The sequence below is a fragment of the Paenibacillus sp. FSL H7-0350 genome (assembly GCF_038593195.1).
Taxonomy (GTDB): domain Bacteria; phylum Bacillota; class Bacilli; order Paenibacillales; family Paenibacillaceae; genus Paenibacillus_AQ.
In genome coordinates this window covers 5,068,256-5,084,315 of sequence record NZ_CP151972.1, presented here as the reverse complement: position 1 = coordinate 5,084,315, position 16,060 = coordinate 5,068,256, and the positions used below count along the sequence as shown (strand labels likewise).

19 protein-coding genes are annotated in these 16,060 nt (G+C 53.8%); 3 read left to right on the top strand and 16 right to left on the bottom strand.

What is annotated here, in order from left to right:
- Nucleotides 1-3: 3 nt before the first annotated feature.
- The 6 genes from NYE24_RS23260 to NYE24_RS23235 form a co-directional block, all read right to left on the bottom strand.
- Complete coding sequence (locus tag NYE24_RS23260) at nucleotides 4-300, bottom strand: antibiotic biosynthesis monooxygenase (RefSeq protein ID WP_076160099.1); 297 nt, start codon at nucleotides 298-300, stop codon at nucleotides 4-6.
- A 14-nt stretch (nucleotides 301-314) separates the two neighbouring features.
- A complete protein-coding gene (locus NYE24_RS23255; RefSeq protein WP_342476775.1) occupies nucleotides 315-914 on the bottom strand; it encodes a hypothetical protein in 600 nt (199 codons plus the stop codon).
- A gap of 149 nt (nucleotides 915-1,063) precedes the next feature.
- The gene (locus NYE24_RS23250; protein WP_076160096.1) at nucleotides 1,064-2,188 is read right to left on the bottom strand and encodes an endospore germination permease; all 1,125 of its coding nucleotides are present in this window, start codon (nucleotides 2,186-2,188) and stop codon (nucleotides 1,064-1,066) included.
- A 27-nt stretch (nucleotides 2,189-2,215) separates the two neighbouring features.
- Nucleotides 2,216-2,419 (bottom strand): hypothetical protein, encoded by a 204-nt coding sequence (locus tag NYE24_RS23245; protein ID WP_342476774.1) that lies wholly within the window; start codon nucleotides 2,417-2,419, stop codon nucleotides 2,216-2,218.
- A 3-nt stretch (nucleotides 2,420-2,422) separates the two neighbouring features.
- The gene (locus tag NYE24_RS23240; protein WP_342476773.1) at nucleotides 2,423-3,580 is read right to left on the bottom strand and encodes a Ger(x)C family spore germination protein; all 1,158 of its coding nucleotides are present in this window, start codon (nucleotides 3,578-3,580) and stop codon (nucleotides 2,423-2,425) included.
- On the bottom strand, nucleotides 3,577-5,124 hold the full coding sequence (locus tag NYE24_RS23235) for a spore germination protein (protein ID WP_342476772.1): 1,548 nt from the start codon (nucleotides 5,122-5,124) through the stop codon (nucleotides 3,577-3,579). Before NYE24_RS23235 ends, NYE24_RS23240 begins: the two co-directional genes overlap by 4 nt.
- A gap of 376 nt (nucleotides 5,125-5,500) precedes the next feature.
- Between NYE24_RS23235 and NYE24_RS23230 the strand changes: the two genes are divergently transcribed.
- On the top strand, nucleotides 5,501-5,866 hold the full coding sequence (locus NYE24_RS23230) for an MGMT family protein (protein WP_342476771.1): 366 nt from the start codon (nucleotides 5,501-5,503) through the stop codon (nucleotides 5,864-5,866).
- On the opposite strand, the gene NYE24_RS23225 is transcribed toward NYE24_RS23230, so the two are convergent.
- Nucleotides 5,863-6,570, bottom strand: a complete 708-nt coding sequence (locus NYE24_RS23225) for a DUF1361 domain-containing protein (RefSeq protein ID WP_036700190.1) — start codon at nucleotides 6,568-6,570, stop codon at nucleotides 5,863-5,865. The two genes, NYE24_RS23230 and NYE24_RS23225, sit on opposite strands and share 4 nt — an antisense overlap.
- Before the next feature lie 345 nt (nucleotides 6,571-6,915).
- Nucleotides 6,916-7,344, bottom strand: coding sequence for a hypothetical protein (locus NYE24_RS23220; RefSeq protein WP_051493992.1), 429 nt, complete (start codon nucleotides 7,342-7,344; stop codon nucleotides 6,916-6,918).
- Nucleotides 7,345-7,516: 172 nt separating this feature from the next.
- Here NYE24_RS23220 and NYE24_RS23215 point away from each other — a divergent pair, with 172 nt between their 5' ends.
- On the top strand, nucleotides 7,517-7,828 hold the full coding sequence (locus tag NYE24_RS23215; RefSeq protein ID WP_036700192.1) for a metalloregulator ArsR/SmtB family transcription factor: 312 nt from the start codon (nucleotides 7,517-7,519) through the stop codon (nucleotides 7,826-7,828).
- A 116-nt stretch (nucleotides 7,829-7,944) separates the two neighbouring features.
- Here the strand turns inward: NYE24_RS23215 and NYE24_RS23210 are convergent, their stop codons facing one another.
- The 7 genes from NYE24_RS23210 to NYE24_RS23180 all read right to left on the bottom strand — a co-directional run bounded on the left by NYE24_RS23210 (nucleotide 7,945) and on the right by NYE24_RS23180 (nucleotide 14,052).
- Nucleotides 7,945-9,723 carry a SulP family inorganic anion transporter gene (locus tag NYE24_RS23210; protein WP_342476770.1) on the bottom strand — a complete coding sequence of 593 codons (1,779 nt, stop codon included), beginning with the start codon at nucleotides 9,721-9,723 and terminating at the stop codon, nucleotides 7,945-7,947.
- A 106-nt stretch (nucleotides 9,724-9,829) separates the two neighbouring features.
- On the bottom strand, nucleotides 9,830-10,156 hold the full coding sequence (locus NYE24_RS23205; protein ID WP_036700195.1) for a metalloregulator ArsR/SmtB family transcription factor: 327 nt from the start codon (nucleotides 10,154-10,156) through the stop codon (nucleotides 9,830-9,832).
- A gap of 116 nt (nucleotides 10,157-10,272) precedes the next feature.
- Nucleotides 10,273-10,653, bottom strand: coding sequence for a hypothetical protein (locus tag NYE24_RS23200; RefSeq protein ID WP_342476769.1), 381 nt, complete (start codon nucleotides 10,651-10,653; stop codon nucleotides 10,273-10,275).
- A 67-nt stretch (nucleotides 10,654-10,720) separates the two neighbouring features.
- Entirely contained in the window at nucleotides 10,721-12,349 is a 1,629-nt protein-coding gene (locus tag NYE24_RS23195) for a phosphatidylserine/phosphatidylglycerophosphate/cardiolipin synthase family protein (RefSeq protein WP_342476768.1), read from the bottom strand.
- Between the two features lie 267 nt (nucleotides 12,350-12,616).
- A complete protein-coding gene (locus NYE24_RS23190) occupies nucleotides 12,617-12,913 on the bottom strand; it encodes a putative quinol monooxygenase (protein ID WP_342476767.1) in 297 nt (98 codons plus the stop codon).
- Nucleotides 12,914-12,948: 35 nt separating this feature from the next.
- Nucleotides 12,949-13,584: a nitroreductase family protein gene (locus NYE24_RS23185; RefSeq protein WP_036700201.1), complete on the bottom strand. Its 636-nt coding sequence runs from the start codon at nucleotides 13,582-13,584 to the stop codon at nucleotides 12,949-12,951.
- Nucleotides 13,585-13,623: 39 nt separating this feature from the next.
- Nucleotides 13,624-14,052 carry a MarR family winged helix-turn-helix transcriptional regulator gene (locus NYE24_RS23180; protein ID WP_342476766.1) on the bottom strand — a complete coding sequence of 143 codons (429 nt, stop codon included), beginning with the start codon at nucleotides 14,050-14,052 and terminating at the stop codon, nucleotides 13,624-13,626.
- Nucleotides 14,053-14,159: 107 nt separating this feature from the next.
- On the opposite strand from NYE24_RS23180, the gene NYE24_RS23175 reads away from it, so the two are divergent.
- A complete protein-coding gene (locus NYE24_RS23175; RefSeq protein WP_342476765.1) occupies nucleotides 14,160-14,942 on the top strand; it encodes a carbon-nitrogen family hydrolase in 783 nt (260 codons plus the stop codon).
- Nucleotides 14,943-15,020: 78 nt separating this feature from the next.
- Here NYE24_RS23175 and NYE24_RS23170 read toward each other — a convergent pair whose 3' ends face one another.
- Nucleotides 15,021-15,926, bottom strand: a complete 906-nt coding sequence (locus tag NYE24_RS23170; RefSeq protein ID WP_342476764.1) for a lipoate--protein ligase family protein — start codon at nucleotides 15,924-15,926, stop codon at nucleotides 15,021-15,023.
- Between the last annotated feature and the right edge of the window lie 134 nt (nucleotides 15,927-16,060).

Here is a 16,060-nt window from a genome sequence, read left to right as displayed (position 1 = left end):
CCACTAATCCAGACTAACCTTCGTATAATGCTCTACTATAGGAAAAGGGCTGTAATAATGATGCAGCAGCGCCTTCCACTCCTGATACTGGGGCGATTCCCTGAAGCCTACGGTATGATCCTCCAGGCTGCGCCATCTGACAACCAGCAGATACTTGTGGTCATCCTCCATACAATGCTGAAGCTCATGGCCCAAATACCCGTCAATCGAAGCAATCAGCGGGGAAGCCTCCCTGAAGCTCTGCTCGAAGGAATGGGTCTGTCCCGGCTTCACCTGAAGCATTGCCGCTTCTGTAATCATGCTCTCATCTCCTTTTATAGTGAATCTCGGAAAAATTCATGATAAAAATTAATAATAACCAGCAGCACAGCCAGCGATTCGTTGACGCTATCCACCTCCAGATAGTGGTTGGCATCGTCAATTCTATATACCCTTACCTGCTTCATGCTGCTAAGCTCGGCAGGATGCTGCCCGGTGAACATCGGGTCACTCCCGCCGTAGATCACACTGCCCCGGCTCTGCCGGATGAACGGAATGCTCTCGGGAACAGGGGTAAGGAACAGATGCGAGACCTTCTCGCCCATTCCGGGCTCCGACGCCGCCTTACCGGCAATAATCGTGCCCATACTCTTACTGATGAACAGGAACTGCTCATAGTCGGGAAGCGAAGCAAGCGCAATCTTGCATTCCTCGGCAACAATATCAATCTCTTCGCGCTTGAAGGCTACTCTGGCAGCCTGGTAGCCGTATTCGAGCAGCAGCAGGTCACAGCCGTATTCCCGGGCCAGCTTGCCTGCATAATCCAGCAGCGGCCGCTCGGCGGAATAATTCTGTCCTGGAAACACCACGGCCAGCACCTTGGAGCCTTGCGTAATAAGCTTATGTCTGACCTCTCTGCCCCAATGTGAGGACATTACAATGCTGGATACGCTCATCTGTAATCCACGCCTTTCTTACCTGTTCTATGAAATTCTCTCTTATCTCTCATTATAGCTAACTTCAGCACAGGTTGAAATCCGGAAAGCCCCGCAGGGCGGGGCTGAAGAAATGACGCTGCTCTGCTCTATAAACCTTCCGGCTGCTGCTCTGGAAGAGCCTTGTGCCTGCTGCACCTTTTGCGGACAACAAGCTCGGCTGTAAGCCACAGCAGCACAGGAATCACCACTTCGAACGGGAGGGCATATACCTTGTAGATGTGATACGCGAACTCTTCCATTTCCATAATATTGGAATAGATGAAGTCCGACAGATAGATCATGATCAGTCCCATCTGCAGCACTACAGACCGGTAGCTACCCAGCTTGAATACTTTCGCTACCCCGTTACAGGTTACATACAGACACAGACTGACCTTGACGAAGAGCGCCGTAACAAACACAATGGCTGCCGAGCCCTCGATCCGGGTAACGAAATCACCGATATTAATCCGGCTGACCGCCACGTAAGAGGGGAAGTACAGACCGGACAGAATATCAGGGCCAAGCACCAGCAGGTTGCGCAGTGTAATCATAATAATGATAACCCCTGCAATCAGTGTGCTGCTGACCAGCACCCGCTTGGCAGAGCCCTTGGCCGGGATGGCGTTGAACGCGCCCAGGAAGACTACAATCTCGGCAAAAGGGAAGGTGAACGAGCCAGCCGTATCTGCAAGAATAAGGTCTAATCTGGTATGGAGCAGTGGCCTCAGATGATGGTACTCAAACTTGGGTACAGAGAGTAGTTGTAGGACCACAATTACAATCAGCGAGAACAGCAGCAGGAATTTGGCGCTTCTTCCAAGCACCTCGATCCCGGCGTGGACCACCCAGATACAGAGCAGGCCGATCACAAGCATAGGTGCGAGCATCGGAGTTGCGGTTAAAGCCACGGTCTTGCTGAACTCCCCGAAATTGCGAAGCACCAGCGCTCCAAGATGTAAAGCATACCAGATGTACAGACAACAGAGCATCCGTCCCAGGACGGAGCCGAACACTTCAATCAGCATGTCATACAGATCCTTGCCTGGAAACAGGACATGGAGTCTCGCATAGATCAGCATGAGGGGAATCGCCAGCAGTATGGCCAGGAGCTGGGCAATCCAGCTGCTGTTGCCGGACTGTGACGAGGTACCCAGGAACAGAGAAGCGCCGGTGATAAATAATACAGCGATGCTGATCGACTGGCCAGCCGGAATAATCTCTTTGCTCACACTCTCCTCCTCCTTCAGCGTCACGCGCTAATATAGCCTTTTGATCCAATCCACAAACAGCGGGGACGGACTGGGTATCTCCCAACGCATCGAGAGTGCGAAGGCCAGCGCGAAGGAGATCAGGTACAGGGCAGAACAGACCAGGAAATCCCGCTTCATTCCCTTCTTCCGCAGCCCATATGGATCAATTACAGCGATCAAGGCATAGATCAACACCACGTAAATGACCATAGCTTAATCCCCCAGCCGGATGGCCCGCGATGTCTTGGCACTGCTCTGTATCGTCACCTTGGACTTGACGTTCACTTCAAGACCGGCAAAGACCTCAGGCCAGTGATTCTTCACCTCCGCCCAGAGCTTGGGCTGGTTCTCGTACAGGCTCTCACCAAAGCCAAAAATGTCAGCGTCATATTGCTGCTGCATCTTATGAACTAACGTAAGAATATCCGCCTGCAGCTGCTCAGCCGCCCTTTGCTCAATATCATGAATAGTCTCATTTTTTAAGAATCCGTCCGTGGTCATCACCTCATCCAGCCCCGTCTTGGTTGCCGTACGAATCTCCATTTGGAGCCTGCCATCTACCATTTGGTGCTTCAGCTTGGTCTGATTGGAGACAATCTCCAGGGAATACGCCGGGTTCCCCCGCTTATCATCCACAACCAGCACCCCTCCTTGCAGTACATTTTTGATCATAAGCATCGTCTTCGTCTCATCGCCGCTCAGTTTGCCCACCATCCGGTCCTTCACGAATACGGCGGTGCCTGCCACCCTTTCGCTCTTTTCACCATTTTTCTGATGAATATGAATGATTGGGGCTGTAGCATAAATCCCTGAAGTCTCCAGCTTGTCAATGAAATCCCAGATCTCCACAGCCGGAGCGATGTTCATATACTTCTCGTCATGCATCATCTGGGCCAATTCAAAAGACAGAATCGCTTCTGTGGTACTGTTCAGATTGAGCACCTCGCGGGCCGTCTTCTCTCCTGATATGAAGATGAACACATCCGAACGGGTCTCCGTGTCCCGGCTGTACCAGTCAATGACTTTCACCAGCCCCTCTCTGGCGGCTTCCTCACTGATGATTATTGCCTTGGCATGACTCCAGAATAGCTTCTTGCCGGTCAGAGAGATCATATTGCGGACGATTTCAAACATCGTATTCCCGCTGAGGCTGACCATTTTATAGCCCGCCTGAGCCTTGTTGGCTGCCCCGCCAGTATCTACGATCTCTACTGTAAGCAACAGCTTCCCATCCTCATCTTTGTCAATGGCCACCCCGGCTACAATCGCCATATCATCCACCTCGGTATAATTCCAGCAGCCGGTGAGTCCCAGGCTCAACAGCAGCAGTAGTGAGATCAGAGAGGCGATCCCTCTTCGCAGGGATCTCATGACCGCTTCGCCGGTCTTTTCGGCGGCTTCCGTCTCCGGTTGCGCATTCCAATCATCGCCGGCCGCAGATTCATATCCCACCAGGGGGCACGGATCGTTGTATCCTTAATATCCTGCGGGCGGATCGAGCCGACTCCCAGCATGTAAGAGACCCCGAAGGAGCGCAGACTCATCAGATGAATGACCAGACCGAGCAGACCGAAGAAATATCCGTAGAGACCGAGGAAAAAGGTGGCGCCCAGCAGCGCCAGTCTGGCGATGATCAGCGGCCCGGTCAGCCTTGGATTCAGCAGGGTCGTTATCCCTGTCAAGCCCACCACGATGACCATCGGCGCACTGACAATCCGTGCATCCACAGCAGCCTGGCCCAGCACCAACGCTCCGACAATGCTTACCGCCTGCCCAATCGAAGTCGGTATCCGCGCCCCCGCTTCCCGCAACACCTCGAAGATGGTCAACATAAGGAGGGCTTCAACTATGGTTGGAAAAGGCACCGATTGCCTTGCGGTCGCAATGCTTAGCAGCAGCAGAGTGGGGACCATCTCCTGGGCATAGGTCACCAGGGCAATATAACCGGCCGGAATACTGATCGACATGAAGGCGCCCATCACTCTAAGCACACGGTTAAACGATGCAAAATAATAATTGATATAATAATCCTCACTGGCCTGGAAGTTCTCTACAAATACATAAGGGACAGTCAGCGCAAAAGGGGTGCCTTCGATAAGAACCGCAACCCGGCCCTCCAGGATTTTGCTTACCAGTGTGTCCGGCCGCTCGGTATTTCCGACAGTTTCAAACGGAGAATACGGCTCGTCACGGATCAGCTCGGACAAATAACCCGTATCCAGAATCAGATCAAGCTCCACCTTCTCCAGCCTGTCATACAGCTCCTTAATAATGGCAGGAGAGGCCAGGCCCTCCATATAGCAGATGCAGGTCTGTGTCCTGCTGCGTGTTCCGATTTGCGTGAATTCAAATTTCAGATCCGGGTCCTGCACTCTGCGGCGGATTAGGGTCAGATTGACAAGCAGCGATTCGGTGAACCCCTCCCGGGGACCGCGCACTGCTTTTTCTGTAGTAGGCTCTTCTATCGCTCTGGAATCCCATCCCTGAACATTGATAACCAGCCCTCCAGCATAGCCATCCAGGAGCAGCAACGCCTTCCCGCTGACGACCGCTCCTATCAATCCCTCCAGCTCCCCGGTGGCCGTGACATCAGGCGTATCAATAACGGTCATCCGGATTCTTTCCATAAGAACCTTGGGGTCCCGGTACTCTTCTTCTGCGGGCTGGTAAGCAAGTACCGGCTTGATGATCCCTGTCTGAATCAGATTCCGGTCCACCATTCCATCGGCATAGATTAATCCGCAGCGGACGGGAGCACCCTGGCTGTTCTCTATGATCCTTACTCTCAGTGTCCCGTCGTTATTGAAAATCTTCCGCAGCCGTTCCACCGTCTCCTCCAGCGAAGGGCTTAGCGGAGGATGCGCGGACAGGGTACCGGCAGCTTCACTGTTCAGTGCAGAATGCTTGTTCTTCACCGCTATCACTCCTGTCAGAGATCTATTGCTCTGATTATCCCCCGTCTCTCTAACTCCTATTCGCCAGAATTTGCTGGATAGGAGAAGCAGAAGCCGCCCGGCCCCTGAATGGCACAGCAAGTGGAAACGGCATTGCCGTCCTTTTAAAGGACGGTACCGTTTCAGCGAGAAATAGAAGGATAATGTATAGCGTGAAACCTATACATTCTTATATTTCAAATAAGCCCGCTCTGTAACAGAGGGGCCGGCTGAGGCCAAGCTTCGTATGAGATTGTCAGTTACTGCTCCACTAGTGCCAATGCTCCTTGCAGCAGCCGCTTTATGTTATGGTTAGAATAGTATTGTTACAGAATGAGAATTTAAAGGAGCCCGCAAGATGACACCATTCACACGAAAAGTTATCCTCATCATTCAATCGATTCCGGAAGGCACCGTCATGACCTACGGCGGAATTGCCCGGGCGGCCGGAAGCCCCCGGGCAGCACGGCAGGTCGTGTGCATTCTGCACTCCATGAGCAGGAAGTACAAGCTGCCGTGGCACAGGGTTATCAACGCCAAAGGCATGATCTCGCTCACCGAAGACGAGTCCGCCTCCCTGCAGCAGCTGTACTTAACCGGAGAGGGCGTTAGCTTCGATGAACGGGGCATGGTTGACCTGGAGCGCTACCAATATGTTCCGGCTCCTGAGCTGGAGATGGACATGGAGCTTCCGCCTGAACTCGGCGATGAGGAGGACATTTAACCTATCTTCCTCCGGCTCTCGGAATAACTCCTGCGGCTCCCGCCCCCCAGCCCGTTCAGCAGGCAATACATCGTGGCATAGATCACCAGCAGGACAAAAGCGATGAACAGGCTGAAGAACACAGACTGCCGGTTCAGGCTGTCCATGACCAGCCGGTACAGCTGATGGCGGTCCGTCAGCACATCCCAGCTGTTCAGCCGGTAGACTCTGCCGAGCAGGACGCCGTAGCCGCCCATGACACAGGCAAACAGGACGAAGACCCACGAGAGCAGCATGTTGCTTTTCCGGTATATCACGTGCTGGAACTGGTACAGGGAGAAGAATCCGGTCAGCCAGCCGCTCCAGGTGAACAGGAGGAGGGTGGTCAGATCATACCAGTACCGGTTCTGGATCGTTCCGCCGACGATATACTTGCTTTTGCGGACGGTCAGATGAATCAGATCAGTCATAATATAAGGCGCATTCGGAAAAAACAGCAGCCAGGCAACGCCCAGCGGCAGAATCAGCAGCCCCCCGATCTTCCGCTTATCCAGCTCATGCGCGGCCATGGAGAAGAAGAACGGCACCCAGGCCAGAAACAGATTCCAGATCAGAAAGGCATAGAACGTATCCGTCTGCAGCGAAACTACGCGGTATACCGCCAGCGTTGCCGCCGTCATAGCAGCCAGAAGGATGAAGACCTTGGTGTAATTCAGTTCTTTCATGAAGGATAATCTCCTTACCTTGATATAGTCCATTTATGTAATTGTACAAATATGGGGCAGGAGTGTCCAATATGGGAGGGTTCAACGGGAGGGTTCACGGGATATCCGGTGACAAGTGGACAAGACACAAGTGGAAACGGCTTCGCCGTACTTTTAAAGGACGGTACCGTTTCAGCGAGAAATAGAAGGATAAGTTATCGTGTGCAACATAATAAGTTCTTATATTTTAATAAAACCGACGGGAAATTTACGTCTGTAAATTCCCCGCCGGTTTTTGCTTTGAGCCGGTTCGTTACTGCCTAACCGTAGGCTTATGCAGTAACCCTCATATGAATTACTTTTCGCTTACGAAATATATTCACTGTACTCATCCTCAGTCGTCTGCACGTTCTTCAGATACGTAATCTGCCCCATATCATTCACATGCATAATATCTATACCCGCCTTCGCATAGACCGTGCCATCGGCAGCTTGTCCGCATACTGCCCAGTTGGTCAGGTAGCTGCCGTCAGGCTGAAGTACCCATGCGTCCCACATATGTTTAATGTCTTTGTTGTGTTCATAAAAAGTCTTAATCACTACCTCGAATCCTGTGCGGCTTCTCCCGCCCGACACAATTTCAGCATCCTGCGTGAACAGTGACAACAAGTCGTGCATAGCCCGATCGTCGGTGCGAGAGGCATCATACAAACGGAAATAGTTATTTAACATGGTTATGTTCTTATCCGTGTGTTGAGCGTTAGTGGTATTACCGGCATTTGTTGTGTTAGACATTTTGTTACCTCCTGAATTTTCTGTAGTATTATACAAAGTTGTTTTATAGTTCGAATATTTTCGAACTATTTAACATAAGAAGAACTATACCACACTTCTAAAGCAACGTATATTATAATTCGAAAATTATCGAACATTGAAAGAAGATATTGAATATGCTAGTATCTACCTTATGAGACATTTATCGATACCTACAGTTTCAGAGATGCGTCTGACCACGGTCTGCAATGCATTAGGTGACCCGTTGCGCATGAAGATTGCACATTGTTTAGCCAGTTCTGGCGAGAAACGCTGCTCCGCATTTGAAGTCGACCACATCTCAAAATCAACGTTGTCCCACCACGTTAAAATGCTTCGTGAAGCTGGAATTATCCAGCCGCGCATAGAAGGCAAACAGCACTTTTATTCGCTCAGAAAGGATGACTTAAATACACGTTTCCCAGGTCTGGTCGATATGATTCTGCACGCAGGAGATTTAGGATAATATAGGATAAAGCGGGGACATGTTATAGTAAACGACAAAGAAATCGCTCCTTTTGGGATGGAAGGCGGACCCTCCATTTTACCAAAAAGGCGATTTCTTTGTCCGGATTACAAGGGTTATACCCCGCCGCTCAGCTTGCGGGCCACCGCCGGAGTGCGGCCCTTGAAGGCCGCGCTGCGCGATGAGGATTCCTCCAGCCCCGAGAGGGCGCTGCATTCTCTGAAGGCCGCATGTGTGCAGCCCCGGCAACGGCTGGGGTTCACGCTGCCCAGCGAATCATTGATCGCTTCGCCGGTATGATCATAGAACTGGGAGGCACCGATCCGGTCATACAGTCCTGTTCTCTTGAGCAGCTCAAGCGGTTGGCTCTGGATGCCTGAGATCATCAGCCTGCCGCCTGCCGCCTGCAGGTCCTTCACCAGCGCTGCCAGATTGGCCTCGCCTGTCGTATCCATCAGCGGCACCTTGCCCATGCGCAGCAGGATAAGCTTAGGCTGATCCGGGCCGAGCTCGGGCATGGTGTGGTCGAAGCGGTAAGCGGCTCCGAAGAACAGCGGTCCCTCCACATTGTAGATTCCGATCTGCGGACAGTCGTGGCTCTCGGTTACCATATGGGCCTCGACCTTGACGGAAGACGGGTCAGGCAGCACCTTGGAGATTCTGTGTACCTCGCCCATACGCTTGACGAAGAGGACAACGGCCAGGATCAGCCCCACCTCTACCGCCACGGTCAGATCGGCGAATACCGTCAGCAGGAAGGTAATCGCCAGCACCAGCGAATCCCCGGTCTTCAGCTTCAGAAGATGAAGGAATTCCTTGCGTTCACTCATATTCCAGGCTACGACCATCAGAATCGGGGCCATCGCTGCCAGCGGAATGCTGGAGGCGTACGGGGCGAACAGCAGCAGGATCAGGAACACCACTACACCGTGAATGATCCCGGAGAGCGGGGACGCGGCGCCGCTGCGGATATTGGTGGCGGTTCTGGCAATCGCGCCGGTAGCCGGTATCCCGCCGAACAACGGCGCAGCGATATTGGCGACCCCCTGACCGATCAGCTCCCGGTTGCTGTCATGGCGGCTGCCCGACATGCCGTCGGCCACGACTGCGGAGAGCAGCGACTCAATGGCCCCCAGCAGTGCAATGACAAAGGCCGGACGGATCAGCAGCTTGATTTTCTCCCATGTAATGACCGGGAAGTGAAAGCTAGGGAGTGTATTCGGAATATCTCCGTAGGCAGAGCCGATGGTCGTCACCTTGCCGCTGAAGAACAGGGCAGCGATAACCGTAGCACACAACAGTCCGATCAGAGAACCCGGCACCTTCGGAGCAAATTTCAACCCCAGCACCACTACGGCGAGACATACTCCCGCAGTCAGAATGCTATACAGATTGATTGTGGAGAGATGCGCCCCGATCTCCTTCATATTGTCGATAAAGCTTTCATGCCGCTTCATATCCCTCAGGCCAAGGAAGTTCGCAATCTGCCCGCTGAAAATAATAACGGCAATCCCGGCCGTAAAACCAATAGTCACCGGCTTCGGAATGAACTTAATCAATACCCCCAGCCGCAGAACACCCATCAAGACAAGAATTACCCCGGCCATCATTCCGGCAATCAACAGATTCTCATACCCGTACTGCATCGCAATGGCGAACAAAATAGGAATGAATGCACCCGTAGGCCCGCCAATCTGGAACCTGGACCCGCCGAATAAGGAAATCAGTATACCGGCCACAATGGTTGTATAAATTCCGCACTCCGGCTTCACACCGGAAGCAATAGCAAATGCCATCCCGAGAGGGATGGCAATAACGCCGACGATTGTCCCTGAAATGATATCCTTGCGCAGCGAAGCAATGTTATAGCCTTTGAAACGGCCCCACCCTGTCATCCTATAACCTTCTTTTCTCTAAATATCTGATTATTTGAATATAATACTCACATTACTCCTGCCCGCTGCTCTTGTCAACGGGGTAATCCGCCCCCGGAAGCCGGGGTTATTCGCTGCGGATGCCTTCGAGCAGGGAAATGGTACTCACCAGATGATTGTCGAAAATCTGCCTGGCTACAGCCAGAAGCTCCTTGATCAGAGGATCACGGAGGGCATAGATGACAGTGGTCCCTTCCTTGACGCTGGTGACCACATTTTTGGCCCGGAGGACGGCCAGCTGCTGGGATACCGCAGAGCCTTCGGAGCCCAGAATCGCCTGCAGCTCGTTCACATTCTTCTCGCCTTCGCTAAGCAACTCCAGAATCCGAATCCGCATCGGGTGAGCCAGCGCCTTGAAGAATTCCGTCTTAAATTGTTGAATATCGCTGTTCATCAGATTTCTGCTCCTTATGCTGTTACTTGTTTCAATCTATATTATATTAGCGCATTTGCCTGAAGGTGGCTATGCCGGGGCAGGAAATCGTTCGTAAGCCGGGTGCCCTGCGGCCCTTACAGATTCACGGGATACAGCCTCACTTCACGGGTCCTCAGCTCAACGAACCCGCCCAGCGCCATGGGTTCGCCCAGGCATTCGAACATGATCAGGTCGCGGCCGATCCTCAGATAACCCGCGCCGTCCTCCTCTATATTTTCCAGCACGCCCGTCAGGATAACCATGTCCCCTTCGATACGCAGGCCAAAGGCACCTCCGGGAGCCGGCACAATATCGACCCAGCTCATGAACAGCGCCGGCAGCTCCCATTCAGCTTCCCAGACCTCTCCCGTCTGTACAGGCGGCCCGCACCAGATGGCTCTGGCTTCCCCCCATTCTGCTACCGCGAATCTGATTTCCCCGGTCCGGGGACCTTGTCCAAGAATGTGTATGTTCATCTTCATTAGCTCCATCTTCGTTCATTGGTATATCGCCATTATACATGACCGGACGCCGGAGAGGATATCAGGTGTAGTTCTGCGTTGCTTTATTCAGATACGTGCTGGGATGCAGCCAGGGATGCTTGAAGAACTCGTGTTTGCCTTTGATCTTACGGGAGACGCTGAGGTCATAATCAATCATGCGCTTCACCTTCTCCGCGAGATCTCTGCCCTTCACCAGCAGGCCCAGCTCGTAATCATGGCAGGCACTCCGTTCATTAATATTATACGAGCCGTGAAATACCGCCTGCGCTCTGTGGTCGTAGATGATTTTCCAGTGGGAGAAGCGTTCAGTCGCACTATAATCATAGAAGGATACGCCGTTACAAAAGGGAACATACATGTTGCTGCGCACCGCCGCCCGGTTCGTCGGATGGTCATTAACCTCCAGCGGATTGCAGATGACGAGATGGCAGGCACGCTCCGGCCCCACTTCACCCAGCCGGTCCCAGAAGGCCTGATCGATCAGATACGGATTCACAATAAGGGTCTCATCGGCTGCATAGGTGATCACATCAAGAATATATTGCTGAATCAGATTCACCGGGTTGCCGGGAAAGCTCGCGAAGAGCGTACACTCCTCCTCCCCGAACGCATAGTCCACCGCAGGACGATAAAAGGGTGACGCAAGGTCAAAGTGATCTCCCCCGAGCAGCAGCCACCTGGAGTGAAAAACAGCGTTCAGCGACTGGGCCACAGCCCCCTGAATGCGGAAGCAGCCGTCATGCCACTCCTCTTCCTTCGCGGGGATACCGAGCGGACGTCCATCCACCTGCTGGTCCGGGGCTTCCTGGATAGGTGTCGCAAAGGTATACTGGTCCCCGATATTCAGACTGCCGATAATAGAAGTTATTCCGTCTATAATCATGAATTTGCGGTGGTCAATCACATTCAGCCCGGTCACCTCCACATCCTCCTGAACCTTATCCTGCAGAAAAAGGATGCTCTCAGGCACGCCCTGTGACTTCAGCGCCTTGCGCTTCGCAACCCATTCCTCCGCACCGTAATAGGAGTGGAAGGTATCCAGCAGCCTGGCTCCCGCCTGCTCCAGACGCCCGGCAATGTCGGAGAATTGCCCCACCTCCAGATTCAGGCCGTATCCGAGCGCAGTGACTGTATAATTCACCATTATTCTGACCTCTACCCCGCGCTCAAGTGCATGAAGCAGCTCATCCGCGATAAGGTTCCCCGAATGATCATTGAAGAACAGCATGACAGACAGATGAATATAACGTTCAGCCTTGCGGATCTCGCCGAGCAGCATGTCCAGGCATTGCGGCCCGTTCACATAAGGATCTACCCGGTTATGCCGGGTGGTCTGCGGGGCCAGCGCCCTGAGCTTGCCGGAATCGAGTCCCGCTACTGTGTCCGCGAGCTGATTAAGCCATTCCTGGCTTATACCCGGCAGCTGCCCGAGCTGCTGCATATCGGTTATGACGCCCCCGCACTCCTGTCGGTAGGCGCGCGCGGTATCACTTTGCAAAAGAGGGGCAAAAGCCGGCTCAGCTTCCTCCGCGCCTTCGGTCAGCGAGGCCAGGGAGCCGCCCGAAATGTGATAATTCACGTAATCTATGAGATCCTGCTGGAGCTGTCCGTCCTGGTCCGCAGCAGCAGAAATTGAGGGTAACCGGTGATTGTTATGTACACTAGTCATGCTGTCTTCATCTCCTTCGTTCTTCCCGCGCCTGCTTCGCCAGCAAATGACAAGTCAAGTCAGGGTAAGGTAAGATACCCGGCTTGTACGTTTTATAAACGGCATGGGGTCATTCAAAATAACCCCACAAAGTGGGGCTTTAGCGTAGGTGATGACTCAGGTACTTTGCGGGGACCCCAAAACAAAAAAGGATGCCGCAGCAGTCATTAGACTGCCGGAGCATCCCAGGATTCCAAATTGTATAGGGTTAATCATTTAACACCTTAATTATTTGCTCAATTCCTCAGCACTATACACCTTAACCTCAAGCGGTGCGGTCAGGAACTCTCCCGCTTTGGAGGCGAAGCCGGTGAAGTGAGGGCTTGTGTTGTGAGCGGCAACGGCGGCCTGGTCACGCCAGGTCTCAATCATAATATAGAGACTTCCGTCAGCTGCATGCTTATACAGCTCGTAAGACAGATTCCCTTCTTCTTCGTGCGTGGCGGCAATCAGCGGTTTCGCCGTGGCCAGGAACTCTTCCTCCCGTGCAGGATTCACATAAAGCAGTGCATGGATAATAATCATTCAGATCTTCCTCCTAGAATTTCATGGGTATAACGTTATTTCCACTGAGCAATCGTGTCGATAGGCAGACGGACGGAGGCGTAGCCTTCATCTAGTGCTTTGCCGATCGAGATCAGCATAACCGGAATGTAGCGCTCTTTGTCCATACCGAACATTTCAGCGATTTGATCCTTTTCGAATCCGCCGATCGGATTGGTGTCATACCCGTGTGCGCGGGCGGACAGCATCAATTGCATGGAGACCAGACCGGCGTCAATCATCACAGTCTCTCTGTTCACATCTGCGGGCAGCTTGGCGAAGTGGGCGCCAAGGGCGGCAAGCTGTCTTTCTTTTACCTCGGCAGGCATAAGTCCGCGTTCAACAGCCGTTCCGTAGATTTGTTCAGCGTAATCGAAGTTATTCATATCACCGAATACGGCAATCACCGCTGCAGAGGTTTCGACTTGAGTCTGGTTGAACTTGGCAATAGGGGCCAGCTTAGCTTTGGCTTCCGGGCTTTCGATGATCACAAAACGCCAAGGCTGCATATTCACGGACGAAGGCGCCAGCGTAGCTTCAGTCAGAATCTCTGTCATTTCCTCTTTGCTGATTTTGACGGATGAATCATATTTGCGGATCGAGCGGCGTCCTGTAATAATGCTGGTGAAGTCATTGTTTTTGGTAGTGTTCATGTGAAATAGCTCCTTTATGGGTTTGATTATAGGTTACGGCTACAGTACATTGATATTATGCTGCAGCCGGGTAAGCATCTCTGCGAGCACCGTGCGCTCCTGTTCGTTGAATCCGTTCAGCAGATCGCTGATGAACTCGGTCTTGCTCTCCCAGTAGTCATGGATATGATCCCGGCCCTGAGTGGTCAGGGAGACCAGCGTCACCCGGTTATCGGATGGATTATTGCGGCGGGCAATCATCCCGTTCTCTTCAAGTCCCTTCAGGTGGCGGGTAACTGCTGCTGCATCGATTTCCAGAAGTTTTTGCAGTGCAATCTGACTGATCTCGGAAGTCCGGTACAGCTCTTGCAGCAGCCTGAAGCGGGTTGGCGTCATGCCGGCGCAGCGCTCGAATTTGGGGCCGATTTCTTTGTGCAGGGCCTGCAGCAGTTGAAAGATCTTATGTTCATCCGGCTGAACTTTGCTCAAGATTAACCCCCTAACGCAAGTAAATTGTGCAAAACCTTTTCGACAAAACATACTTTACACCCAATTCGTTGACCCGTCAACTAATAATTTTTGGAGGAGGCTGCTGTATGAAAATAGCCCTGATTCAGCTCGATATAGCATTTGGCAAACCGGAGGTGAATTATGCTGCCGCCGTGCGCAAAATTCGTGAAGCTGCCGCTGGCCGGCCGGACTGCATTATTCTTCCCGAGCTATGGACAACGGGATATGATCTGACCCGGCTGGGCGAGATCGCCGACCCCGGCGGACATACTACAGGTGCCTTGATGTCAGGTCTGGCCCGGGAATACGGCGTGAATATCATTGCCGGCTCCATTGCCGTCAGGCAGGAGAACGGCGGCATTACGAACAGTATGTATGTCTTTGACCGCAGCGGGGCGCGCACCGGGGAGTATAGCAAGCTGCATCTGTTCAAGCTGATGGAGGAGCATCTCTACCTCCAGCCCGGCGCCGCCAAAGGACTGTTCATGCTGGACGGCATTCTCTGCGCCGGGCTGATCTGCTACGACATCCGTTTCCCGGAATGGGTCCGGGTCCATATGGCCGGAGGGGCTGAAATCCTGTTCATCAGCGCTGAATGGCCGCTCCCCCGCCTCTCTCACTGGCGCGCGCTGCTGATCAGCCGGGCAATTGAGAACCAGTGCTACGTAGTGGCATGTAACCGGGCAGGGGCAGATCCGGCGAATACCTTCGCTGGACATTCCCTGATTATCGATCCTTGGGGCGAGATTGTCAGCGAGGCCTCCGGCGGCGAAGAAATCCTCAGCGGCGAGCTTGACCTCGCCCGGGTCCGGGAGGTACGGAGGCAGATCCCGGTCTTCGCGGACCGGCGTCCGGAGTTGTATATGTAGTTGAGGGCTGTGTGCTCACACCCCAACCTGCCCAATGTATGCTGTTTTCCGCATACAGCCCGCCAGTAGCCGCCCGCCTCAGCGGGCGTACCTCTCGCGCAGCATACGCGCTGCTTCAAGCACCTGCGGGTCGCTGTACCGCAGGCTGTAGCCCGTCTCCTGCTGCAGCAGCTCCGCCGGCAGCAGGCGGGTTCCCCGGCCGGCGACTGCCTGCCGGATGCCCGCGGTGAATTCGGCCGCCGAAGCCGGGCCGCCAAGCTCCGCGAGTGCGGCGATGGTCTCCGGCCGCACGCGCGGATAGTCCAGGGAGGCATCGCCGTCCGCTGCATCCTGATAGAAGCGGCGGATGAGCTCTCCGCGCGCGAGCCCCGGGCCGGACACAATCACAAACGCGTGGACGAAGTACGCGCTGCTCTGTCTGCGCTGGGCGATGCCGCAGAACTTGCGGCCGCCGATCGCCAGGTCGAAATCACCGGGGCAATACGACCCGGTGACTTCTTCCGCCCGGATCTGCGCCGCTGCCTGCGGATAGCCCGCAGCTACCGCTTCGGTAATGACCGAAGCCAGCAGCCGGAAATCATCGTGGAAGTCCAGCTTGCCCGCAGGCTTCGGCAGCAGGAGGGACACGTTGATGACTCCCGCATCCAGCGGTACCGCAGCGCCGCCCGAATGGCGGACTGCCGTACGGATGCCCTGCTGCTCCAGCGCCTGCATCGCCTCTGCTGCGCGGGGCAGCTTGCTGTCCCGCAGCCCCAGCGCGACTCCGCCGGGGTGGCTCCAGAGATGCAGCACCGGCGGGACCCTCCCGGCCCCGACATCACGGCACAGCACCTCTTCAAAAGCGAACGGAATCAGCATATCCTCCGCAGATGCCTCTTCTCTCTCTTCCCCTGCTTCACCGCCGGTATGTGTGAAGAGGATCATCTGCTCCGGCAGCCTTCCCGCCGCCCCGCTCTCCAGTACATCATAAGGTTCACTCCGCATGCTGATTCCCCTTTCTATCTATAAGACCTGCGCTAATCTTAGCTCCGTTAACTATTCACATTGTAACCGATCTCTACCCGCACCGTACAATCGGCAATGTATCCCCTTACAGATTTGAAATGGCGGAGCGAACC